The sequence below is a fragment of the Shewanella colwelliana genome (genome assembly GCF_001735525.1).
Classification (GTDB): domain Bacteria; phylum Pseudomonadota; class Gammaproteobacteria; order Enterobacterales; family Shewanellaceae; genus Shewanella; species Shewanella colwelliana.
The window spans coordinates 79,923-104,294 of sequence record NZ_MCBT01000024.1 but is presented as its reverse complement, the minus strand read 5'-3'; the positions used below and the strand labels follow the sequence as shown (position 1 = coordinate 104,294).

18 protein-coding genes and 1 pseudogene are annotated in these 24,372 nt (G+C 46.1%); 11 read left to right on the top strand and 8 right to left on the bottom strand.

The window, feature by feature from the left end; translation table 11 throughout:
• Positions 1-13 precede the first annotated feature (13 nt).
• From napG to BEL05_RS09110, 6 genes are all read left to right on the top strand, one after another.
• Entirely contained in the window at positions 14-745 is a 732-nt protein-coding gene (gene napG, locus BEL05_RS09140) for a ferredoxin-type protein NapG (protein WP_028763707.1), read from the top strand.
• Positions 742-1,620 carry a quinol dehydrogenase ferredoxin subunit NapH gene (gene napH / locus BEL05_RS09135; RefSeq protein WP_139151856.1) on the top strand — a complete coding sequence of 293 codons (879 nt, stop codon included), beginning with the start codon at positions 742-744 and terminating at the stop codon, positions 1,618-1,620. The genes napG and napH overlap by 4 nt, the downstream gene beginning before the upstream one ends.
• On the top strand, positions 1,617-2,039 hold the full coding sequence (locus BEL05_RS09130) for a nitrate reductase cytochrome c-type subunit (RefSeq protein ID WP_028763705.1): 423 nt from the start codon (positions 1,617-1,619) through the stop codon (positions 2,037-2,039). The genes napH and BEL05_RS09130 overlap by 4 nt, the downstream gene beginning before the upstream one ends.
• 1,069 nt (positions 2,040-3,108) lie before the next feature.
• The gene (locus BEL05_RS09120; RefSeq protein ID WP_069670979.1) at positions 3,109-3,588 is read left to right on the top strand and encodes a hypothetical protein; all 480 of its coding nucleotides are present in this window, start codon (positions 3,109-3,111) and stop codon (positions 3,586-3,588) included.
• A 57-nt stretch (positions 3,589-3,645) separates the two neighbouring features.
• A complete protein-coding gene (locus BEL05_RS09115) occupies positions 3,646-4,623 on the top strand; it encodes a transposase (protein ID WP_028763704.1) in 978 nt (325 codons plus the stop codon).
• A 425-nt stretch (positions 4,624-5,048) separates the two neighbouring features.
• Complete coding sequence (locus tag BEL05_RS09110; RefSeq protein WP_069670978.1) at positions 5,049-6,200, top strand: Shedu immune nuclease family protein; 1,152 nt, start codon at positions 5,049-5,051, stop codon at positions 6,198-6,200.
• Positions 6,201-6,329: 129 nt separating this feature from the next.
• Here BEL05_RS09110 and BEL05_RS21200 read toward each other — a convergent pair.
• Positions 6,330-6,560, bottom strand: a pseudogene (locus BEL05_RS21200) (group II intron reverse transcriptase/maturase); the annotation flags it as partial.
• 532 nt (positions 6,561-7,092) lie between these two features.
• Positions 7,093-7,494 carry a VOC family protein gene (locus tag BEL05_RS09105; protein ID WP_069670977.1) on the bottom strand — a complete coding sequence of 134 codons (402 nt, stop codon included), beginning with the start codon at positions 7,492-7,494 and terminating at the stop codon, positions 7,093-7,095.
• A 190-nt stretch (positions 7,495-7,684) separates the two neighbouring features.
• Between BEL05_RS09105 and BEL05_RS09100 the strand changes: the two genes are divergently transcribed.
• Both BEL05_RS09100 and BEL05_RS09095 read left to right on the top strand, forming a co-directional pair.
• The gene (locus tag BEL05_RS09100; protein ID WP_028763792.1) at positions 7,685-7,945 is read left to right on the top strand and encodes a DUF5062 family protein; all 261 of its coding nucleotides are present in this window, start codon (positions 7,685-7,687) and stop codon (positions 7,943-7,945) included.
• A gap of 181 nt (positions 7,946-8,126) precedes the next feature.
• Complete coding sequence (locus tag BEL05_RS09095) at positions 8,127-10,709, top strand: cation-translocating P-type ATPase (RefSeq protein ID WP_028763793.1); 2,583 nt, start codon at positions 8,127-8,129, stop codon at positions 10,707-10,709.
• Here BEL05_RS09095 and BEL05_RS09090 read toward each other — a convergent pair.
• Positions 10,675-11,547, bottom strand: a complete 873-nt coding sequence (locus tag BEL05_RS09090; RefSeq protein ID WP_028763794.1) for a universal stress protein — start codon at positions 11,545-11,547, stop codon at positions 10,675-10,677. The genes BEL05_RS09095 and BEL05_RS09090 overlap by 35 nt on opposite strands.
• Positions 11,548-11,669: 122 nt before the next feature.
• Between BEL05_RS09090 and BEL05_RS09085 the strand changes: the two genes are divergently transcribed.
• Entirely contained in the window at positions 11,670-12,881 is a 1,212-nt protein-coding gene (locus tag BEL05_RS09085; RefSeq protein ID WP_069670976.1) for a cation:proton antiporter, read from the top strand.
• Between the two features lie 6 nt (positions 12,882-12,887).
• Here BEL05_RS09085 and BEL05_RS09080 read toward each other — a convergent pair whose 3' ends face one another.
• From BEL05_RS09080 to BEL05_RS09065, 4 genes are all read right to left on the bottom strand, one after another.
• On the bottom strand, positions 12,888-14,504 hold the full coding sequence (locus tag BEL05_RS09080; protein WP_069670975.1) for a sensor domain-containing diguanylate cyclase: 1,617 nt from the start codon (positions 14,502-14,504) through the stop codon (positions 12,888-12,890).
• On the bottom strand, positions 14,491-14,847 hold the full coding sequence (locus BEL05_RS09075; RefSeq protein ID WP_245686967.1) for a type 2 periplasmic-binding domain-containing protein: 357 nt from the start codon (positions 14,845-14,847) through the stop codon (positions 14,491-14,493). The genes BEL05_RS09080 and BEL05_RS09075 overlap by 14 nt, the downstream gene beginning before the upstream one ends.
• A gap of 77 nt (positions 14,848-14,924) precedes the next feature.
• Complete coding sequence (locus BEL05_RS09070) at positions 14,925-16,151, bottom strand: porin (RefSeq protein WP_069670973.1); 1,227 nt, start codon at positions 16,149-16,151, stop codon at positions 14,925-14,927.
• Between the two features lie 248 nt (positions 16,152-16,399).
• Positions 16,400-20,950: an ATP-binding protein gene (locus BEL05_RS09065; RefSeq protein ID WP_069670972.1), complete on the bottom strand. Its 4,551-nt coding sequence runs from the start codon at positions 20,948-20,950 to the stop codon at positions 16,400-16,402.
• A 121-nt stretch (positions 20,951-21,071) separates the two neighbouring features.
• Between BEL05_RS09065 and BEL05_RS09060 the strand changes: the two genes are divergently transcribed.
• Positions 21,072-21,983: a LysR family transcriptional regulator gene (locus BEL05_RS09060; RefSeq protein WP_028763799.1), complete on the top strand. Its 912-nt coding sequence runs from the start codon at positions 21,072-21,074 to the stop codon at positions 21,981-21,983.
• A 178-nt stretch (positions 21,984-22,161) separates the two neighbouring features.
• On the opposite strand, the gene blaOXA is transcribed toward BEL05_RS09060, so the two are convergent.
• Positions 22,162-22,947 carry a class D beta-lactamase gene (blaOXA, locus tag BEL05_RS09055; protein ID WP_069670971.1) on the bottom strand — a complete coding sequence of 262 codons (786 nt, stop codon included), beginning with the start codon at positions 22,945-22,947 and terminating at the stop codon, positions 22,162-22,164.
• A 250-nt stretch (positions 22,948-23,197) separates the two neighbouring features.
• Here blaOXA and BEL05_RS09050 point away from each other — a divergent pair, with 250 nt between their 5' ends.
• Positions 23,198-24,349, top strand: a complete 1,152-nt coding sequence (locus BEL05_RS09050) for a PA0049 C-terminal domain-containing protein (RefSeq protein ID WP_069670970.1) — start codon at positions 23,198-23,200, stop codon at positions 24,347-24,349.
• The last annotated feature ends 23 nt before the right edge of the window (positions 24,350-24,372 follow it).

Sequence of the window (24,372 nt, the reverse complement as noted above, 5' to 3'; positions counted from 1 at the left end):
TAACGAGCACAATATGAACCAGGTCAATCGCAACACCAAAGCCAAAGGCGTCAATCGCCGCCAGTTCTTAGCCGCATCGGCTAAGGCGGGTTGTGCGATGGGGTTATTGGGATTGGGTGTGACGGGGGTTGCTAAACAATCGTCTCACCTTGACCCATTGGCGATTAGACCACCCGGTGCATTAACGGAAGATGACTTCTTATCTGCATGTGTTCGCTGCGGCTTGTGTGTCGAGGCTTGCCCCTACGATACGCTAAAACTGGCACGCTGGTTTGAGGGAGCCCCAACGGGAACGCCCTACTTTACCGCGCGCACAGTACCGTGCGAAATGTGTGACGACATTCCCTGTGTTAAAGCCTGCCCATCGGGCTCGCTGGACCACAGTTTGACCGAGATAGATGAGTCAAAGATGGGAATTGCCGTATTAATTGATGAGAAGAATTGCCTCAATTTTAAAGGGCTACGCTGTGATGTCTGTTACCGCGTCTGCCCGTTAATTGATGAGGCCATCACCTTAGAGCGGCAGCACAATCAACGCAGCGACCACCATGCTATGTTCCTCCCCACCGTCAACAGCGACAGCTGTACCGGATGCGGAAAGTGCGAACATGTTTGCGTGTTGGAAGAGTCAGCGATCCGCGTGCTGCCTGCACACATTGCATTGGGTAAAACAGCTTCACACGATACTTACATCAACACTGAAGAGACCACACTTGAGATGTTAAACAAGGGGCTCACATTATGAACAGCAACATGAGTAATACGACCACACCTCGTTTCGCTCAGGCTGCGATAGATGAACTAGGCTGGTGGCGCGCCCACAAGTTTCTGTTTTTACGTCGCACTTGCCAGCTGTGTGTGCTACTTGCCTTCGCTATTGGCCCGTGGTTTGGCTTGTGGCTACTTAAAGGCAACCTCTCAAGTAGTGAGTTACTGGCGACCATACCACTGTCTGATCCACTGGCGACCTTGCAAGTGTTGATGACAGGGCATTGGCCAGAACTCAGCCTGCTGCTCGGCGCCGCCATCATCGCCCTATTTTACCTAGTGGCTGGTGGACGGGTGTTTTGCAGCTGGGTCTGCCCTGTTAACTTAGTGACTGATGCCGCAAGCTGGCTTAGACGTAAGTTTCATTTGCCTCGCACCAGCGAGATGCCAAAGAACTTACGCTACTACCTGCTGGCAGTGGTGCTGCTTATACCACTGTTTTCTGGTATCGCCGCCTGGGAGTGGGTGAACCCTGTCCCTGTCATCTACCGCGCCATATTGTTTGGTGCAGGCAGCGGTTTGTGGATCTTAGCGGCGATCTTCTTGCTCGACCTGTTTATCAGCGAGCGAGCATGGTGTGGCCACCTTTGCCCAACCGGTGCGATGTTTGCGCTACTCGGTAAAGCTAGCCCAGTAAAAGTATCGGCTGTGAATGCCAAAGATTGCGATAACTGTATGGATTGTTTTGAGGTATGCCCCGAAAGGCAGGTGTTAAAGCCCGCCCTGAAAGGCACAAGCCCCATGATAACTGACAGTGATTGCACTCAATGTGGTCGTTGTATCGATGTCTGTGCTCAACGCGTTTTCCAGTATCAAAATCGAATTGCCCTAAAGGCGGAGAACAACCAATGAAAAAAGTACTCACTTTAGTCGCGCTCATGGCGCTAGGTGCCTGCTCTGGTCAGCAAGCCAACAACACAGCAGAGCCTGTGAATGTCAGCTCACTCGGGAAATCTGAGATCACCGACGTCCGTGCGGCCGACGCGATGCCCACTTATCCAAAGCGAGGCGCGTCTATCGAGCGTGGCTTTGTCCACCAGCCACCACTAATCCCGCATAAAGCCGACTACAGCATCACCATTAAGAAAAACGGCTGCATGACGTGTCACAGCCCAGCAAAAGCCAAGCGTATGAAGGCAACGATGATCCACTCATCGCACATTCTTGCCGACAACAAGCTTAACAACGAATACTTCAACTGTACTCAGTGTCACGTACCACAAGCTGAGAACAAACAGAAGTTAGTCGAGAATAACTTTTCGAACCAATAAGATTCGAGATTCGAGATTCGAGATTCGAGATTCGAGATTCGAGATTCGAGATTCGAGATTCGAGCAGGCTTGAAAACTAGCCTATTGTTACATGCAAAGACCACCTAGCAATAGGTGGTTTTTTTTATTGCGTTTGCAATAATGGCAAAGTGTTTGACGATTTCACCTTCATGGTGAGCAGTCACCTACGGTGAGGGTGTCTCTAGCGTTAACTCTCGCCGTAATCAATAGGCTGCGGCACGCTGATGTGCAGATACTTCTGCTCCACGGAGAGCTTGGCAACAGCCATATGCTTGCGAACAAGAGACAGGGATTGTCGAACTGGCTTTTAGATAGGGATATCGTTGTGAGCCATCTGACCAACATGGAAGTAGGGAATGCCGAAAAATGTCGGGAACATTTTTTGGCTTAGTAGCGTTTGGCTGTATTTTCATTTACTGAGAATGTTTGAAGGTCGAACCTTCACTGTTATTAATCGCCTGTCCGGCGAGGAATGTGCAAGCACTCTTTTGGCTCGCTGTGAATATATCCCTATACGCTCCGCGGTGGCATCCCTGCCACCAAGGGCCAAAACCGCGCTTACACTAGGTGATTTTATCTCTTCGATTTGACCGTGTTTGGTGTGACTTGAGAATTAAAAGCTAAGAAGGTTTTTCCCCAAAGTGAGTTGGCCTTGGAATGAAGGGATGGCATTTTTGGGATTAGCTTATGTAGCGTTTGGCTGGGTGGGAATGGGCTAAGTGAGCTTGAAGGTCGTACCTTCATAGTAATCAATCACCTGCGGTGAGCTTGTGTGCAAGCACTCTTTTGGCACGCTGTGAATATGTCCCTATACGCTCCACGGTGGCATCCCTGCCACCAAGGGCCAAAACCGTGCTTACACTGGGTTATTTTCTCTCTTCGATTTAACTTCATTTGGGACTAATAATGCATTAAAAGCTAACTTATTTTTGCCCCATTTCTACTTAGAGTGGTTACTCATAACCATGTTTAACATTCATAGTTTGCCATAAATTTCCTAATATGATTACTATGATCATTAAGTATCTACACAAACCGGTGGCCAGCCATGTTTCGCAAACTTACAGAACTAAACCAAGAGCAGTCTTTAGAGTTTATCGAATACTTCAATGCAGCCCTGAGGCGAGGTTCTGAAAGCGGCTTTGGGAGCGATGCTTCGACGAAATTCACAGTCGATGGCTACGAAGTATTACGCCGAAGTATTCTTACAAGTAATGAAGGGGAGAAAGGCTTAATCACATGGAGGCTTTTAATAGACTCCGATAATAAAGTCATCTCTGTGGATACAATAGATAATATTCAAAAATTGGAGAGCTACGCGGAGCAGTTTATGGGTGATATTCTTTTTAGTGTATTGTCTGGTAAGAAAGAATTATTTTTTCGAAGAAACCATTATGCAGTAATACATGGTTCCAACTTAATGGGTGAGAATTGGCTACCTCACTTTCGATTTGCTCCTCAATTCCCTGATGATGATTCAAAAATAGTTAACGCTGAGCGGCGGAAATATATAGACAGCCATAGTTAATGGCATCACTCGCGACCTCCAACTATGCTTTGAAAGAGCATTTAACAAGGAGGTTGTATGCCGAGACCAAGACGAACCCTAATCAGTATTGAAGACACGCCTTATTATCACTGTTGTAGCAGAGTGGTTCGGCGCGCCTTTTTGTGTGGTGATGATAAGTACACAGGTAAAAACTATGACCATCGCCGTGGTTGGGTTGAGAAGCAAATACTCAAGTTAACAGAGGTGTTTGCTATCGATGTTGCAGCATACGCGGTGATGAGTAACCATTTGCATGTCGTGCTTTATATTGACTTAGAAACGGTTAATCACTGGTCGGATAGAGAAGTGGTTGAGCAGTGGCATAAGTTATTTAACGGTACGGCGCTGACGCAAAAGTTTACCAAAGGTGAAGTCATTGAAGAGTGCATGGTTGCACAACTTAAACACCTGATTGCTATCTACCGTTCTCGCCTTAGCGACATCAGCTGGTTTATGAGATGCTTGAACGAACCTATCGCGAGACAAGCCAATCTTGAAGACAACTGTACTGGGCATTTCTGGGAAGGGCGTTTCAAGTCTCAGGCACTGCTGGATGAAGCCGCTGTAATTGCTTGTATGACTTATGTCGAGCTCAACCCAATTCGAGCCAAGATGGTTACCACACCTGAGCAGTCAGACTTTACGAGCATTAAGCTAAGAGTCAAGGCTGCGCTAAAAGGGGAGCAACCCAAGTCGCTCTTGCCCTTTATTGGTAACGAGCGTGCACACCAACCTAAAGGCATTGCCTTCTCGCTAAAAGATTATCTGCAATTGGTTGATGAGACGGGTAGAGTTATCCGAGATGATAAACGTGGGGCGATTTCTTCGAACGCAGAACAAGTTCTGAGTCGACTAAATATTTCGGCAGCAAATTGGATAAAAATCGTCACGGAATTTGGCCAACTATTTCATGGCCCAGTTGGTACGCTACAAGAGCTAACCGACTACTGCGAAAACTTAAGTAAGCGACGACGGCATTTTTCCAATAGCTGCCAGTTCATGGAAGTTAACTAATACTCAAATAGTCATGTCACCACCATTTCAACTCTGTTAGCCAATTGAGTTAGCACTCTACGTCTTAAAATTCACTACTTCGATTAAAATCAATCACTTTCCTTATTCATACATAGCAATAGCCGTTGAAAGTGCCTTTGCTGCTGTAGTGCAAGACAATGTGTATTGATATTGGCGAGGAACCTAGTTATGTTATTGATTAATAATGGCTGGCTTTGATTTTTATTGTTAGTTACAGGCAATAAGCAGGAAAGAACAGTGAAAGAGTCTGTTGGCCAACTTTTACCAATCGATAAGTAATAATCACGAATTACATTCGATTCAACATCAATACCAATGCTCTTATAAATCATTTTGCCAAATACGTGCGCATGCGCACTATACAAATGTTAGCTTTCTTTAACGTTAGGAGGATTAGGTAACATATGGATAATTATGAGAACCCTGTTGAAGGTAAGACATATATCAGTCCTAGCCTTAATCAATTTATCGGTGAGAGAAAAATCAGAATTGCTTCAAAAGTGATTGAATCCCCAGATACCTTTGCATTTGGCACAATTAAAGGTGAAACGGTAATTCGCCATAAAACCGATGCCAAGTCATACATTACTGCAAAATTTTTCGAAGATACGAAAGGCATTTTTGTTCTAAATATTCAGGGCTATAGTGTTGCGACAGATAAGCCGCACAATGCAAGTTTCTCATTTGTAGGTGATGAAATCGGCAAACTAGTGGAATTCATTAGAAATATTCAAGCTATTAATTTTACACATCGTGGCTCAGTAAATATTACAGACGAAGAATTAAGTCGAATTACATTATCTGATTCGCAGGCAAAAACCTTGTTACAGGATAACCATGAATTATTCACGGAAGTATTGCGTTCTGAAATCACAACGAAGGACATAGTATCAGTAGGGTATCGTAAAAAACAGATTGATGTGTTTAGACGCTTATTAAGCGACGAGCAGTATTTTTCTAAACTGAAAGCACAGAAGAAAACCAAAGATGAAGGGTTGTGGCAAAAATATTTTGAAAAAAATGAATGGATATTTGGGTATGGGTTAGGTTATCTATTTCTCTCAGGCTTAGATGATAAAAAGCTTGAGCAAGTGGTTCAAGGTCATAGTGTTGTCAATCATGGTAAACGAGTAGACGCTTTGATGAAAACCAAAGGTATTATTTCAAATCTCTGCTTCGTTGAAATTAAAATTCATACAACAAAACTTTTGGATACTAAGCCTTATCGAGCAGGGTGTTGGGCTCCTTCAAAAGAGCTAGCGGGAGCTGTTGCTCAAGTTCAGGGTACAGTTGCCTCAGCCGTTGATAGCCTTTCGACTAAAATAAGCTTAGATGATGCATACGGCAATCCTACTGGTGAAGAAATATATAACTATCAACCTAAATCATTTCTTGTAATAGGTAGTCTAGAGGAATTTTCTGGAGAGCATGGTGTAAATAAAGATCAGCTGAGGTCATTTGAGTTGTTTCGGAAAAATACCATAAACCCAGAGATAATCACTTTCGATGAACTTTACGAAAGAGCTCGGTTTATAGTTCATCACAATGAAAGCTAATCGGGTAGCCGGAGGTATCTAGCCTCCAGACCCCACACCACCCTGCATGCGGCTCCGCACACGACTAAATGGATTTAGGAGGTAGGGCGAAGCAGGATGCCAGAGCCGAGGGCGGTTCATTTAGAACGCCTAACCTGTTTTCTGGTTCGGATAGTGAACTGCGATCCATCCATCTCTCAGTGAATACAATCCTGCTTTCTTAAGATACTCATTACTCAGCGCTTGCTGTATTCCTGGTGTTTTCGAGCTCCGCCATGGGCCTTTACTTGTGATCCCACAAGCAACGGCAGCTTGGATCCTGACGCCTCGTTTAAGTAAATTCTGCACCTTAGTCCGTGGTTTTCGCCACTGACGCCAGTGGATATTTTGGGTCAGTGTAAACTTTATTTGAACACCATATATTTACTAATTCCATGACCTACCTTTAGACCTTTTGCACTAACTGATGTCTGTCCAGAAACGATTTAACTTGTGATTGCCCAAGTGGTAGCAGCAAGGTCAAATCGAAGAGATAGAAAACTCGGTGCGAACACAGTTGTGACCTTCTGAGGCATGGATGCCGAAGTAGAGCTCACATGGAAGTGCTCGAACAACGTCCATGTCTAAAAGCCAGTTCGGCGTCCATGCCTCTCGTTCGTAAGCACGAAGCTACGCTTCTCTCACCGTGTCACAAATGTGTTTGCACGTGGGCCTGCTGCAAGCAATTCAAAACAATGAAAGTCAACGCTACCGTCAGCGAAATAAAAACCAATACAGCCAAATGTTAAACCACAAAAATGCCAGCACCTTCATGCGAAGTCCATTAATAAACCATGAAGCTCTGGTTCACAAAACACTGACCAATACCCACTAAACCGAAGGCCAAATGCTGAAAGTAGCCCTTTCGATAGCGTTAATTCGAAAACTTGAGTTCGATGACATTCCCTTCGGGATCGTTAATGTAGAGTGAGCGGCCGAAACCTTGGGCGCCATAACGCTTGGCAAATCCCTCAGTGGCAATACCGAACTCAGCGAGGTAATCCAGCAGTGCCTGTTCATCCATTGGGTTAATCAGCAGGCATACATGGTCGACGTTACGTCCATCTTGCACGGGAGCTTTACCACCTAAACGGCCCAGCTCGCTATCGCAAGGCACAATATCAATCAGTGCATTGCCAGCTCGAAGCTGAGTAAGGCCTTCATGCTTTAACTCACGCTCAATGGCGCATCCGAGTACCTGCTGGTAAAAATGCAGCATGGCATCTAGCTTAGTGGTGCGAAACACCACATGGTCGAGCCCTTGAACCTGAATCATCATTCCTCCACTAATACCGCCATTAATACCGCCATTAATACCGCAAAATCATAGTTTAATGCTGTAATAATAGCCGATTGACAATCAGTTAACGCCTAAATCTAACATCTTGTTCAATATTGGTAATTTGTGATTTTTTATTACCTCTATTTAAGGTAGTTTAATGCAATCAGCTTTGATGGAGTCAGTTATGAAACAAGGCAAGCACGACGCACAACTGTTAAAACTCGCCATGGAAATTGGTGTGGGCTATGCAAAAAAACGTGGGTTTGATGATTTTGATAAAGGGATCTCCCCTAAAGATAAAGTCGAGTGTATCTACCGATTATTAGTACAAGATAAACTTATCCAGCCATTAGCCACTGACAAAGAAGATGGCCCTAATATGAAGCATAAGCTGATACTGTGGATCAGCCGCCAGCTCCCCGACGATCACCCGCTGCTCAATTAATATGACCTAGTTAAGAAATCAGTGCGTAGCGACATTGCAATGGGCACTGATTTCATGGCATATCAGCGCCCGCTAAAGCAAGATGTTGATCTCTATCAAGATACTCATTAATTCCCTGCAGACACCCGCCAAATAAGCTATAGATCAGGTATCACTCACCTACTTGTCATTAGGATCCAACGTGGCACTGCATGGACTAACGAGTCAGCAGGCACACACTCTGTTACAGCAACATGGCGAGAACTGCCTGCCTAAACCGCCAAAATTAAGCTTCTTCCGCCTTTTTGTCAGCCAATTCAAAAGTGCGTTTATCTATGTGCTTTTGGTGGCATTTGTCGCCTGCTTATTACTGAGCCAGTTTATCAATGCCATCTTTATCTTTGCCGTGCTTCTCCTTAATGCGCTTATCGGCACGGTGCAGGAGTATTCGGCGCAACAGGCGGCGGATTCATTGAGCAAAATGGTGCCACAGCTAAGCCGCGTGATACGAGATGGTCATCCTATTACCCTAGATAGCACCCAACTTGTGCCTGGCGATTGGGTCCTATTAAGCAATGGTGATCGCATTGGTGCCGATATTCGCTTAGAAAGTGTTAATCAATTTAAGGTCGATGAATCGGCACTAACCGGCGAATCCCTACCTATCATTAAGACCGACCAGGCCTTTGCTGGTACCTTGGTCACTCATGGCCGCGCCGAGGGCATAGTTATCGCCACCGGTGAGCACACCCAAATTGGTCAAATTGCCGAAATGGTGCATCATGGCAGCGATACTAAACCACCACTGATGCAACGTATTGAGCGATTTACGCTGATCATCGCCCTTGCCACCTTACTGATTATTGCGCTGATTTTTGGCTTAACCTTAATTCGCGGTGCAGACTTATCACAGATATTTCTCCTCGGGGTTGCGCTAGCGGTCTCAGCAATCCCCGAAGGCTTGCCCGCTGCCATTACCGTTGCATTAGCGATTGGCATGAAGCGGATGTCAAAGGCCAACGTGATTGTGCGAAAACTGGTGGCCGTTGAGTCCTTAGGCTCGTGTACTTATATCGCCTCAGACAAAACTGGCACACTGACGGTCAATGAGATGACCATAGGCCATATCTGGTTACTGAACGGCGATAAGTATCATGTCGCAGGTACTGGCCTATCACCCGATGGCTTAGTCCATAAGCATGGTCATGGCGTGCCAGTCTCATCGGCTCAAGCCCCCGAGTTATATCAACTTGGTTTAACGGGTATTCTCGCTAATGAAGCCCACCTTGCCTTTGATCAAGATGCTGTTCATGCCGACGGCGATGGCGTTGATTTGGCATTTTTAACCTTAGGTTACAAGCTCAATCTACCAATGGATGCGACAGCCCTGCCCCCCCAAGAGCAACTGTTTGCCTATGAATCAGAAAATCAATTCAGTGCCAGTATCAATCAGATAGACAAGCAACAGGTGGTCTCCGTTAAAGGGGCTGTCGAGAAACTCTTACCTATGTGCGTACTTAACGAGGAGCAAAAGGCACAGATCCATCAAGAAACCCATTGGATGGCGCAGCACGGCTATCGGGTACTGGCATTGGCTAGCGGCTCACTCAATCACCCAGATTGCCCGTTCCAACATCTCACCTTCCTTGGACTTGTGGCGATGAGCGACCCGCTTAGGGAAGATGCTATAGCGGCCGTTAGGCTATGTCAGAAAGCCAAAATTAAGGTAGCGATGATCACTGGTGATCACCCCATCACCGCCTTGGCGTTATCTCAACAACTTAAACTGGTTGGCGAGCATGATAACGTGGTAACAGGTGATCAACTGAGCCAAGCGCAGCAACAAGGTGTAGCTGAGTTTGACAAACTCGTGGCGGCCCACCGCGTTTTTGCTCGGGTACAACCTAAGCAGAAGATGGAGATCACTCAATCGCTTATTCGCCAAGGGGAGTTTGTTGCCATGACTGGTGACGGCGTTAACGATGCCCCGGCACTCAAACACGCCCACGTGGGGATTGCCATGGGCTTAAAGGGAACAGATGTTGCCAGAGAGAGCGCTGAGTTAGTACTCACCGACGATAACTTTAGCTCAATCGTCAAAGGGATCATCGAAGGACGTATTGTGTATAACAATATCCGCAAAGTGATCTATCTATTGATCAGTACCGGCGCTGCCGAGTTGCTGCTGTTTATTCTCAGTGTCCTGTTTGCCCTGCCAATTCCGCTGTTTCCACTGCAAATTTTATGGCTAAACTTGGTCACAAATGGTGTACAAGATGTGGCGTTAGCATTTGAACCGGGCGAAGGCCACGAAATAGAGCAGCCACCACGTAAACCCAGCGAGCCAATTTTCGATCGCTTAATGTTAGAGCGTGTACTCATGAGTGCATTATGGATGGGTATGGTTGCTTTTGGACTGTTCGCACTTGCCCTAAATATGGGTGCAACTGAAGAGGCGGCACGTAACTTAACCTTGATGCTAATGGTACTGTTTGAAAACGTGCACGCCCTCAATAGTCGCTCAGAGCGTAACTCTTTACTCGCTATGCCGTGGCTGAGCAATCCGCTACTGCTTTTAGGTATTGTGATTGCCCAAAGCATTCATATTGGGGCCAGTTACATACCTGGGCTCAACAGTACGTTAGGAATTAGCCCCATTAGCCTAACCCATTGGCTCATGCTGCTCGCCACCGCCTTAACCCTGTTTGTGGTCGACGAGCTGCATAAGCGCCATTGGCGTCAACAGCACGTTACTGAGTCAACAGCTGATCGTCAGCAGGAATAACCAGCACATTGCTGCGAATTCGACTCAGCATGGCTTCGGCGGTATTGCCGATCACATAGCCAAGCATGCCACGACGCTGCATTGCGCCAATCACCACATAGTTGGCTTTGAGGCGACAGGAGAGCTCATAGAGGCAGAGGTCAGGCTCACCGGCAAGGATATGCAGTTGATCTTGAGGCAAACCGATTTCAGCCAGCTCCTGCTGATAACGCTGGTACGCATCTTTAATGAGCGTACGAGTGTCGACCAAATCCATGTCCCTGAGTATTTTGGGTACACGGATAATATAAGCCAGGTGCAAGGTACAGTTTGTGGCTTGAGCTAACTGCTTGGCCTGAGAAATAACACATTGATTAAGTTGTTTTTTAAGCGGTCTATCACTGCCTAAATCAACCGCCATCAAAATCGTATTCGCACGTGCAATAGGGTTGTTACTCAGTAAAAGTAACGGAATTTTCACATGACGAATTAGGTACCAATCCATAGGAAGATAATGATCAGGGTGATGTAATGCCTTTACCATCAAATCAAAGCCGTGACGAATTGAGTGGTGGCAGGCATGTTCAAAAAGATCTTTGCTCCACACATCGTGAACTGGCACATCGTCAAGGTTAAGTTGTTCAAGGTGTTGGTTAATCGCAGTTCGGCGTTGCTGCATCAGCGCCAACTTCGCCACCGCTGCAAGACGAGGATTATAATGCTCTTTACCACTAAAGGATTCGTAGCTGTAGGCAAATACTTCAGGGTGCTTTTCAAGCGCTTTGGCCAGAGTGACGCCAGCCTTTATGGCATCGGCTTGCTGCTCATCTTTTTGCGAAATAATAAAGACCTTATCCATGGTGCTCTCCTGTCGCTAAATGATACTTTGAGCTTAGTCACACTGTGGTTTTTATGCCTTGATCTCGGTCATCAAAATGATCAAGATCACATTTATACGACTCACTACGGTCGGGGGCTATTATGGCCATAGACCATTTTGTGCTTTCTTTATGTCTAATTTTACTCTTTGGGCGACTACTCGGGGAGATATTTAACCGACTTAACCTTCCCTCGGTCGTTGGAGAGATCCTAGCGGGTATCATTATTGGCCCAACCCTGTTTAACTGGGTCTCGCCACATGAAACATTAGCCGTCATGGCTGAGTTTGGCGTGATTTTACTGTTATTTTCGATTGGCTGTGAAACCTCAGTTAAGCGACTTTATCAGGCAGGAAAAAGTGCTTTTGGTGTCGCCATTTTAGGCATCGTTTTACCCGCCTTGACGCTTGGTATCTTAGCGGCGGTATTGCTCAAACAACCGCTGTTTACCGCTATCTATTTTGGCAGTGCGTTAACGGCGACCAGTATCGGTATCTCAGTGCGCGTTTTAGCGCAAGCTAATCAATCACAAACCCACGAAGGTAATATTATTCTCGGTGCTGCCGTTATCGACGATATCGCAGGCGTTATCCTTTTAAGCATACTGTTTAACTTTTCGGCGTCGGGCGAATTGGGACTGGTCGCCACGACTTTGCTGATCATTAAAGTGGTTGGTTTCCTGCTGCTGTCTCCTCCCATCGCACGGGGTCTGTTGTATCTGTTTAGGGCACTGAGACCCAATGATAACCAAACCGGTTACGAAGCCATTATCACCATTATTCTCATCAGTCTATTTGCTTGGCTTGCTCACGCCCTTGATGCACCAGCGCTGCTGGGTGGATTTGCCGTGGGTCTGGCCCTCAGCCGACAATTTGTTTCACCATTAAGTCGTTACCTGAAAAACCCCTTCCCCTTTACCCACCAAATGGAAAAAGCTTCAAAACCTTTAGTCGATGTATTTGCGCCCATCTTCTTTGTTTATGTCGGGATCAGTTTAGATCTCAGTTTGATCGACTTCTCAGGTAACGGTATCTTGATATTATTACTGCTGGCTGTGATTGCGATTGCCACCAAACTGGCAGCGGGATTGGCGGTAACAGGGGCTTGGGGAGCTAAAGCCGTGGTTGGCAGTGCCATGGTACCTAGGGGCGAGGTAGGCCTTGTCTTTGCGGAGATGGGGTTACAAATGGAGGTGATTTCTCCAAAGCTATTTAGTGAACTAGTGTTAATCATTGCCCTTACCACACTGGCAGGGCCTATGCTATTGAAGTGGGCACTATCAATACAAAATCGCGGCACAAAGCCACACTCCTAATGCTGATTACAATAGCTTAATGGGTTGCACTGCGAAGCCATTTTTCCCTTGCTTTTTAGCTTGATACATCGCCTTATCCGCTTCATTTATCACCTCCATGAGATCCTGACCATGATGAGGAAATACCCCAACGCCCACGCTGGCGCCAATGCATGCAATATTACCATCCAGTAGTTCAATCGGCCGATGCAAGGCCTCTACCACTTGGGTCGCGAGCTTCTCTATCGCTATAAACACTTTTTCATCGTAGTAGTCATTGTCGAAATAACACCCCACAACAAACTCATCGCCGCCCCAACGCACACAGATGTCGCCATGACGAAACGTGGCTATAATCCGTCGCCCCACTTCAACCAACACCAGATCGCCCGCATCATGCCCAAACTTATCATTCACGGGTTTGAAGTCATCCAAGTCGATAACCATCACCACCACTATTTTTCGCCATACTCTTGCTTTATCAAGTTGCTGATTCAATAAGCGCTGTCCCGCCCGGCGATTTTTAAGGTGTGTTAATACGTCATGATCCGCCTCAAATCGGGTGTCACGCTCGCGTTGGGTGCGCTCTGTTACGTCATACATCAAGACTTCAATAATCAAACTCTTGTTGTCGTCATTTTCGATAACTTTAGAAAACAAGCAGTGCAACCATACATCTACAGGCTTTACCTCGCGGCTTAATTTGAGATCCAACGCGATCGTCGTCAATGCGGTATCCGCGCGCATATCCTCAAGGAATGAGGCTAGCCCTTGATCATCTTGAAACCAGAGGGTCAATGCCTTGCCAATACAGGCATCGGCCTCCATCACTTGGCTCAACATTCTTTGACAGGCAGGATTAGCCGTAAGCAGCTCATTCTTTTCATTAATTAGGCAGATGCCAGCACTCGCCTTTTCAAAGATCATTCGAAAGCGTTTCTCTAGTTGCTCTGTTTTCTTTCTCATGGATCGCTCAGCTTCAATCGAGCTATGTAATGAGGAGATAAGCGAGTTGATCCCCTTCACTAAACTGCCTATTTCATCGGTTTCGTGGTTGGTCAGCATGGCTAGTTTTGAGTCTTGACCAAGCTTTATCTCTTCAAATCTTTGGGTCAATATTTTTAACGGCGAGGTTAATCCTTTATGTACAATCAACGACACCAGTAACGCTATGGTAATGGTAAGAAATAACATTATCTTGGCTTGTCGGTAGGCGACGCTCTCGGCGTGCAGATTAATAAAGTCAATGTCGGGTAAGATAAGTAACTCGCCAATTAACTCCTGCTTATTGAACGGGTGGTTAAGTGCCAATCGAAAAACCTGTTCTTTTGCATCTATCGCCTCAGATCCAGTAAAAACGGAGAAACCCGGTTCACTGTTCAACTGGGCCTGTGCAACGACGCCATTTTTTACAACCCCCTCAATAATCTCCAGCGCCAATTGCGCATCTTGCACATACACGGCCACTGTTGCCGTACTCTCAATGGTGGCAGAAAGTTGCTTAATGTCCTGCAATGAAAACTCATGTTGCCTGTCCCGCTCCATAAAATAGAAAAATAGCGAGCTCAGCAGAGCCACCAATGCCGTCCCCGTTACAATGGCCAAGGTTATTTTGAGATAGAGCTTATCGTTAAAGCGCCTCAAAGCGATACACCACCTTTAATTTGTCTGTCATGTAGTGACTGGGGATGTAAGCGATCCCTTGCGGTGATTGCGCTAAGGCTTCTACCAGTCGCTCAGGGGAGTCTACCGTGACAGGCGGTGATGAGCGGCCAGAAAAGAGCAACCTCGCCCAGTAGGCATTTATCTGTGCTTCGCTACGATTAACAAGCAGCTTATAAAACTGTGCTTTGTCATTAGATTTTGGGGCAAGATCATAAGCCTTGGCCTTTTGACCGTTAGGAAAGGTGATATAGCGCCCCATAAAGATATCCACCACTTGGGCTTTAGTCAGTTGCTCTATGCCATTGTCTTTATGTACAACCACCAGCAGCTCCTCCCCATGCACCCATTGCCCGATAATGCATAGGCCAAAGAGCAAGATGAGGCAGCGCTGCAGCGATTTCATAAGCTAAATATAAAACTATAGTTAATGGAAAATAGGTTCACCTGTGTATCTATCTCTTGGGTAAAGCTGTGGCTCCATAACGCGGTCCCTCCCTCTTCAACATTAATATTGTCCCATTGAAACTTAAGGGTATTATTTGGGTAAAAATCCCACCTTACACCAAGTGAAAAGCTGCTCTGATGCACCCGATTGAGATTTATAGCCAATTGCGATTCGGCATACAATTCGCCAATGGCACTGCTTAGCTCAGGCGGCACTTCTGGGGATAAATTAGGAGCTTGGTAATAGAGGGGCGGGTTTTGATTCTCAATATGTGCCACCACGCCATAAAGTGTCGCGTCGCCAAATCGATAGCCAATACTCGCATAGCCACTGTAAAAAGATTGCAAAAATGACCAGTCAGAATGCATGTAGCCAATTTCGGATTGGAAAACCCAACTATCAGAATCGTAGGTGGCTCCTAGTGCAAAATAGTTAAGAATTTGCCCTTCAGGTGTTAGGTCACTCGCCATAGTACTGGCTTGAGGCCACAAATTGCTCGGCACTTGATTGAGTCCGTCCACTAATCCAATGGCTTTAAAAGTAAAGCTGTCGACTTCAGCCTGTGCTGCAGCTAAACGCAGACTCCACGCCTCAAAGGTTAACTGCGAGGTAAATACCCAAACATCCTCTAAGTCGATTTCAAACTGAGTGTTGAGTCCTTCAAAAACGGCGTTACTTTTACCGTAACCCAGCTTGACGTCTAACAAGCCACCAGCGACCCTGCGAGAAAAACCGACATCGACCCCATCAACTTGTGAAATCGACGAAGAAAACGCATAAAACTCTGGAATAGGTCGTGCCCAAAGATAGCCATAACCTACATTTCGGTATTCTGACAACATATACAGCTCGGCATGGGTTCGCCCCAGCCTCACATACCAATCTCGTGTTGGGCGATAACGCATAAACAACAATTCAATATTGTCATTAAAGCGATCGCTAACGCGATCTTTTAAAACCAGCTGCCCAACCGCATCGAACTTTTCGTCTAAACTGGCATTTAACTGTACGCCAATAAGTGAATCGCTCTTCCAAGACCAAGCCGTATCAGTCGCTTTTAGGGTAAAGGCTCGATGAAAATTTAAGGTGTCATTATCATTATATATTCCGCCTAAGGTGCCAAAACCGCTCACCTTAAGATCGGCCTCAGCCATCGCAGCGGAGGTAAATGTTGATAACATGCATAGCAGATAGAGATGGCGGTTCAAGCAGATTAGCCTTACCGGTCAACAATCAAGCGTTTAACTGAGTCGATTAACGCTAAACAGTGTTGTGCCAGATTTATTATTTATCCATTAAAAGTAGGCTAATAAGAACAAATTGGGCAAACTTCCCCCCATAAATAAGCCAAAAAAATACCCGCCATTTTAGGCGGGTATTTATTAGCAGTGAACGATTGGCTAGTACATCAAGCCAACAAGCAATGTCATTACACTGGCGAGACTACAAACAGTAGCTCGCCCTGAGAAACCTGCTGGCCATTCGTATTAAGAATACGCTCAATACGATACTGCTTATCTTCTGGGTACAGCACTGCATCTTGACGATTAAAGCCAGCCAATGTCACCTGTGAGAACATCTTCATCGCTTCGGTAAGCGCCAAGGTTTGATCCACAGTGACAATATCACCCTCTTTAACAAAGTCAGCTTCACCCGGTGCTGGGGAGGTATAGAAGATACCAGCGCCTTGCGCCAATACTTTCAGCTCATTACTTTCACCAACACGCAATGACTCAGTATCAACACCCACAGTTTCAGCCGCGGCTTCCATTTCAGCAATCAAGACTGGAATATCAAGCTCAGCCATGAAACGTGGTAGATAGTTAGTGTCATACACCCCTTCATTAAAGGTGCCATCTTTAAGGATACGCGTTAACAATGGAATGTTAGTCGCAATACCTTTAATAACAACTTGATTTGCAAGGTAGTCATGCAGCTTGTTAATCACATCTTCACGACTCTCACCACGGCAGATAATCTGTGCAATCAAGCTGTCGTAGTAAGGAGAAACCTCTTTACCTTCGCCTGCAATAGAGATGATTTCAACATCATCACGCTCTGGCATCACATACTCTGTGATTAAGCCAGGATGCGGTAGCAGCTGTAAAATACCATTGCTATCAAGTGCGGCTTTCTCTGCCGTCACACGGACTTCAATTGCATAACCAATATCTTGTGGCTCAAGGTGTTCAATTGAACGACCGGCGGCAATATCAAAACCTGCACTGACGATGTCGATACCTGAGGTTGCTTCTGTAACAGGATGCTCTACCTGCAGACGCGTGTTCATCTCCATAAAGTAGACTTCGTTTGCATCTAAGTTATAGATAAACTCGACGGTACCTGCGCCCATGTAGTCGGTCGCATTACCCAAGGCTCGGGTGTACTCAAGTACTTTCTCTTTAAGTTCAACTGGTAACATTGTCGAACCAGATTCTTCAACCACTTTTTGGTTGTTACGCTGTACTGAACAGTCACGAATGCCCAGCACTTTGGTATTACCAAACTGATCACGTAGTAACTGGACTTCAATATGACGCAGTGAAGTAACATACTTCTCTAGATACAAATCACCATTACCAAAGGCCGCAGCGGCTTCAGTAGAGGTCTTCTGGAACAAGCCAATCATGTCGCTTGGACGCTCAACAACCTGAATACCCTTACCGCCACCACCTTGTACGGCTTTAAGTAGCACTGGGTAACCAATTTCATTGGCCACATTCACAGCTTGCTCAGCATTGCTCAAAATACCATGGCTACCTGGTACAACTGGTACACCGTTGGCTTGCGACGTCTTGATAGCGTTCGACTTATTACCCATAGTGGTCATGCTGTGAACACTTGGTCCAACAAAGTTAACCCCATTGTTGACACAAAGTGCCGCAAACTGTGGGCTTTCAGATAGGAATCCGATACCTGGATGCAGGGCATCAACGTTTTCATACTCAGCAACTTTGAGCACTGAATAAGCGTTTAGATAACTTTCATCAGAGGTGTTACCACCGATACACACCAACTTGTCGTTTTCATTGAGCATATCAGCAGGTACAGATGTCATATCCGGATCCGATGCCACTAAGACGACTTTGATGTTGTTGTCATGTGCTTTGCGGATCAATTTAACCGCAGTACAACCACGAGCATGCACCAATACTTTGTCGATAGGCTTCATCAACTGTCGAGGATCGTCTTGGACTAACTCCTCTTCGGTGATCATCATCTCTGGTACTAGGGTCGATAGCGCGTTGCCAATCACATCGACAATCTTAGCCGTTGGCTTTGGCATCAATGGATCAATGCTGCCTAGCTGATCATCAATGGTGTCGCTGAATGGATTGGCCACTAAGGCGTCCATCGCACCAGGCACTTTCGATAAATAGTTCGACAGTGTTGAGGTTGATGGCAAATATGCAGGTACTACCATTTGGCCCGCAAACGGCATGTTAGTCCCTGATAGGTAGTAGGTTTGCACTAACGGGTGGGTCACGAAACTCGCCTGTGCACCACCGGTACAGTCACCATAACCAAACATCAATACTGGCAGTTCATTGTCACGAATAAAGCGGGTAATACGGTCATTGACAACAGCCATTGAGAACAGCGCCGCAGCACCTTCTTTAGTCTGCATACCACCTGAGCTGATAAAGCAGATAACAGGCAGTTTACGCTTAGCACACTCAATCAGTAGCGCACTGAATTTCTCAGCACTGGCCATATCGAATGCACCCGCTTGGAAAGCGGTATTAGACACGGCAACACCGACACGCATGGTTTGGCCATTGTGCTCAAAGTCAGCCGTACCCGTTATCAAACCACAAGGACGGATACCCTTATCTAACGCATCTTCAATAGAGAGACGGAACCCAGGGAAGTTAAGCAAATTGGCCGACATTTTGTCGCCATTTAGCTCGTCAAATTCACTGAAGAACTTAGCGATCACATTTTCCCACGTCATCTTACCGGTGCGCTTCTCATCGCGAAGCACTTTCTGGATAAGTAGATCTTGGTAACCCATGGTTAAACGGTTCCAGAAGTCTTTACGACGACCGATACGCACAGGGTTAATCGCACCTGTGTATTCACCTTTATCCTCTTCGCTATCGAAGTACTCAGGTAACAAGCGCTCGAAGAAATAGGTCAAGATCACGAACAGACTGTCATTCAACTGTGGGAAGCCCACACTCTTCCACTGCTCAGTTTTGGTCAGCAGATCAGCACGGTTTGACTGAGACATAAAGTACTTCAGCCATTTATAGAACTTGCTCTTATCATTGGCGGTGTCTTGTGTAGAAATCGCGCGGTCAATAGAGTCGTGCAGTAGATTATCTACCGATGCACGTGACAGGCTCTTAGACATCATGGCTTCTTTAGCGATTGACGCTAAGTTACCCACGACATTGTCATAAAGTGCGTTAAAGATCAGAATGTTGTAACACTGCCAAATAAAGTCTTCACGCAACTCATCGTGCACAATGACATCAAGTACAGTTAGCTGGTTTAGCTCAGGCCAATCGGCTTGTGTCACTTCATCAGGCAAGCTTTCTAGATAATGAATCAGGCCTTTAAAGTTATTCTCGGCGTTACCTTTCCAGCGGTGGTACAGTGACCAACCAATGTTGAATAACAAGGCTTTACGTGCTTTTTTGTAGTTCTCTTTTGGCTCACCTAAGATAAGGCGAGTTAACATGTTACGCTCAGTCGCGACGTCATCACGCTTAGATGAGAAGTTGCTCCAAAGCTTGTTTAACTCTTCATCGTAAACCAGCTTATCAGGGCTAGATAGCCAAGATTGGAACACCTTATCTTGCTCTTGCTGAATACGTGCTAACAGATCACCTTCAGGCACACTCACCTTAGATAGACGGCCATACTGATCTTGAGAGATAGAATGAATGCGGCTACGTAGGGTCAAATAACGCAGATAACGGTACGAGCTACCGAACAGGTTAAGGTGCATAGTTGGGTTGTTAGCAACCGCTAACTCCGCATGATGTTCAAGTGCGGCAAGGTTTTTAGATGGCTCAAGGAAACGCGTCAAACTGCGGTCATAATGCTCACGCAGATCTTTCGATTCACGCACAAACTGTACCGCAGCATTTTCAACCGCTTCAATACTGCTGATGATTGCGCGGCGAAGATTGTGCTGACGCTCATCTTTATCTGATGGTGAGAAATCGATAATGCCATCGATACAACCTGACGTGTAAAGCTCTTCTGGCGATACCCCAACAGACTTAGCACACTCTTGCCAAGAAAGGTTGTACTTACGCGCAATGCTCTGCAAACCTTGAGGTTGAATGGTGTTGAAAATACCATCACGCAGTGACAACAAGATGTTTGCCGCAGCCAGTGGAATCGCGCCACCAGAATAACCCGCGCCAATAACGATACCGACAGTCGGTACGTCGACATTAGCACTTTCAGCGATGGCTTTAGAGATGGTATGGGCTTGGTTTTGGCTGTTAGCCACTTCACCCGCATCGGCACCTGGGGTATCAATCAAGTAAACAATTGGCATAGACAATTCTGCGAAATGACGAATTGCACTACAAGCGGCTAGGTGATGCTCTGGCATCCATGCACCATTATTAGTGGTACGTTCTTGAGCGATGAAACCGATACGGCGAGTACGAGATCCAAAATTCAGTTCAATCTCTGCACTATAAAATGCGCCTAAATGCTTCTCGGTGATCACACGACCCTTTAGGTCGGCGATGACACGCTTTGCGCCTGGACGGTTCTTATCTAAAGTAGGCTGAATCACTTTAGTGACATAACCATCAACGTCTAATGAATCTAACTCTTTCAAATTAGACTGAATGGCATCTTCACTTAACAGACCGTTAATCTGCTCTGATAAGCTCTGTTTACTGTGCTTTGGAAACAGAGAAAAATCTTGTGCCAAATGCTCCGCTTGAAGGAAAAGCGGATCGGCAGTTTGAACCTGAGTCATGTTTGTGGGCTGATTGGTGCTGGTCATCAATAGATCCTCTGCTTTAGCCTCTAAAATTTTTAGCCCATAAATATAGCTTTGTTATAGGGTCAAATGCTATTAAACTGGCCTAGACGCTTTGTTCCATATTTGAGACAGTGATAAAACGATGCCAGATTTGAACGGTATGATGCTGTTTGCAGCGGTAGTTAGAGCCAAAGGTTTCTCGCAAGCTGCCCGCAATACCGGCATGCCAAAATCAACCATTAGTCGTAAGGTTGCTCAACTCGAAGAGCAGCTCGGCGTACGCCTTTTGCAGCGCGATACCCGCAACTTAAGCCTCACTCAAGTGGGTGCACTGTTTTATCAGCATTGCAGTAGTATTAGCGATGAAATAGAAGCTGCCAAGGCAACCATAGAAAATACCCATAATGATGTATCTGGCTCACTGCGCATTGCCATTCCTGTTTCGTTCAGCCAAGAGTTAATTGCTAACCTTTGTAGCAGCTTTATGCGCCTCTATCCCAATGTAGATCTTGATGTTCAATTTACCGATAACGATGTGGGTTTAGTTGGTGAAGGTTACGATATAGCCATCAAGTACGGTCCACTGCAATCTTCAGATTTAGTCGCGAGGCTATTACTGGAGCGTCAACCCATTTTAGTCGCCAGCCCCAATTACCTAAAAACTAAAGGGACGCCAGCAACCCCGCAGGAGCTGAGCGAGCACAGCGGCATATTACTCGGTACCTCACGATCGGCCCCTATTTGGCCTTTAGGTAAGGGTGAGCGTAAAACTATGGTTAACTTTAAACGTAAAGTCAGGGTTAACAGCGCCGTGATGGTAAAGCAGTTGGTATTGGATGACTTTGGCATTGCCATGCTGTCTAATTCTGTCTGTAAAAATGAGTTGGCTGGCGGCAGCTTAGTACCAATATTGCAGGAGTGGCCGATAGAACCCTTTAAAGTTTACGGGGTCTATTCAAGCCGGCGTCAGTTGGCCACCAACATCAGTGTATTCTTAGACTTTTTTACCAAGCGCTTTAGTAGCCACGAATCACTGCAGTCCTTAATGATGTAATAGTTTAAGGCTTGGGGGCTTGAGGGCTTGAGGGCTTGAGGGCTTGGCAAATAGTAGCACCTAGCAGCTCCACAACTTCAGTACTCATTGTATTCCCCCAACTTACTACCCTATCGTCTCAGTCGCCTCCAGCCTTGGTAACGTCCAACCTTCAAGCCCATGGACCAACAGAAATAGGCTAGATCACACCGAGATGAGTGAGTGCTTGCTTCACAATCGCTTTTCGATAGGGCAGTTGTTTGACGTTGTCTATGTCCATATTCATGGCAAAGAAATAGGTAGTGTCTTCTTTTTCAATCCAACCCACCCACCAGCCGATTTTTTTATTCTGCCTAACCCCATAGCCTGTTTTGGCTCTGAGTACCCAATCACTATTGGCTTCATTTAACATCATCGTTTTCACGATACGTTGACTACGCTCCGATACTGGAAGCTGGTTATGGTAGAGTCGCTGAAGAAATTGCACCTGCTCATTAGCAGAAATAGCTAACTCACCGTCAAGCCAGAAACGGTCTAAACCGCCATCGATATTGTTGTTGCCATAGTTAAGCAAGCTAACCCCTTGGCTCATTCTACGCTCTCCAAGCGCTACGGCTAACTTTTGATAAATGGGGACAACAGAGTACTTCATCGCAGAGGCAAAGCTATGGTCTCGATTCCAACTGTTGTAGTCTCGCTTAATGCCATCCCAAACAAATTGAGTTTGCTCATCCTTCACTAATCCCGCCTCGATCAATAGTAAACTGTTCGGGATCTTAAAGGTTGAAGCCGGAATATATCCTTGTTGACTGCGGGCCAAATTGTTTGTGACCCGCTCTCCGCTATTGTCATCAAGTAACACTAGGACACCTTCGACATCAAAATCACTAAAGGCTTGCTGTACCGAGTCAGCATCAGTTTTTGCTTGCGCAGCAAGGGGAATAACACTCGCTAGCAAAATAGTAGATAACATCAATAAACGCATAAATAGCACTCCAAATCGCCGATGCACTAAGCATAACTGAACAAGGCTTTATGTCATCGGGCAAAGTCATGATGATTTATGTCAAAAAAAGGGCATTTTATCAATAAACCTCAATGCTTTATTTGCCGCCTGATGTCGTGCATACTCAGTTGTTGACTATACTAGCAATTGATAAAGACCTTAGCTCACTATAGCAAAACTCAATCAATTTAACGGGTGCATGACGTGAGCAGACCAAGGAACTACAGCCATGAGTAAAACCGCCTTAACACTGGCACTAACTGCCATACTATGTAGCCACAGCGCTTTCGCCGCATTAGATGTTGAGGAGCAGCGTCTAGACGCCGCCAGGCAAGCGATACCAACCGTGGTGTCACGTTATCAAGCCATGGTCGATAATTTGGACAGCAAATATCGCCAACAGTCTGATGAACTGATCATGACCCAGATGGTGGCTCGTCAAGGTGAACGCTTATGGCAACAAGCGGTACGCGATGTCCAATCTGGCGGGCAAGATGATCGTCCGCTTTACTGGAGTCGCTTGGCCATGAAAACGCAATTGAAGCAGCATAAACCTGCATTTAACATTGCCGATTGGCAGCGCACGATTTTACTCAATGCTGTCGAAAAAGCGTCCCGTGGGTTCAGTAATATTCAGTTTGCCGACGACGTTCAAATCCGTATCCTGCTCACAGGTTTTGATCCCTTCTTTTTGGATCGCAATATCGACCAAAGTAATCCGTCTGGTTTAACGGCATTAGCGCTCGACGGCTACAAGTTCATGGTTAATGGTAAGCAAGCCCAAGTTGAAACCGTGATGATCCCGGTGCGCTTTGCTGACTTTGACCAAGGTATTATTGAATCACTACTCACCCCTATCTATCGTGACAAGAGTGTTAATGCCATTTTCACTGTCAGCATGGGCCGCGATGATTTTGATCTCGAGCGCTTCCCTGGACGTCAGCGCAGCGCAGCCGCACCCGACAACCTAAATGTGCTAACGGGTGCCAGCAAATCGTCGCCTAAACCACCAATGTTTGATGGGAAAACGCTAAACGGTCCTGAGTTTGTTGAGTTTTCTCTGCCTGTTAAGGCAATGCAAAGCGTTAAGGGACAGTGGCAAGTCAATGACAACCATAAGGTGACCACGCTGGCCAAAGGTGAATTTGAAGCCTCATCGCTACTTGAATTACAAAGCGCAACGTCGGTCGAAGGCTCTGGCGGGGGTTATCTCTCTAACGAGATCTCCTATCGCGCCGTACTGCTTCAACAGCAGTTTACTAGCCCTATCCCTGTCGGCCACATCCACACTCCTCGCGTGGGCAGCTATGATGCCATAACAGAACAATCTATCGTCGACCAAGTAAAAGCCATGGTCGAGGCGGCTGCAACTCAGTTATAATCGCTCTCTCTTGCTTCGCGCCC